Below are 510 nucleotides of genomic sequence, written 5' to 3'. Positions count from 1 at the left end.
AATTTGAGCGAGCAAGTGGAAAACCTCTATCGCAAGGTATTTCCGGTTTTTATACCTACAACGGTTTTCACAGCATTTTCCAAATTCAGATTAATCGCACCGTCAAAGGATTGATGGAAGAAAACTGGGTGTATGGGGATGATCTTAAAGCTCATGAAATTGATCATGATAGTGCTATTCAGGGGGTTCAAGCCCGCTATTATCAAGATTATGTCAATGAGTGGAAAACTCTGATAGAGGATGTTCAGCTTAAACAAGCTCCGAGTTTGGCTTTAGCAACAGAGCAATCAAGAGTTTTATCCGGTGTAGAAAGACCAATTGAATCACTTCTGCGTGCAATACAAAAGGAAGTGGGGTTATCGAAAGTAACGTTATCGGAAAATCAAAAGGCAGCAACGGAAGTCGCAGGAAAGGTTGCAAAAGTGAAGTTTTCTAATACGGCAGACAAACTCGATATGTATTTGCCTGAAGAGAATGGATTTAATGTTGCTCTACCAGGTAAAGAAGTTG

General features: G+C 40.2%; 1 protein-coding gene. It reads left to right on the top strand.

Translation table 11 applies throughout. From position 1 onward, the window contains the following. The coding region (locus tag R8O11_RS31455) for an ImcF-related family protein (RefSeq protein WP_318195422.1) at positions 1–510 on the top strand (510 nt) is incomplete at both ends.

The sequence above is a fragment of the Vibrio sp. 1288 genome, assembly GCF_033344475.1.
The sequence above is the reverse complement of the archived record's forward strand: the minus strand, read 5'-3'. Positions and strand labels throughout refer to the sequence as shown.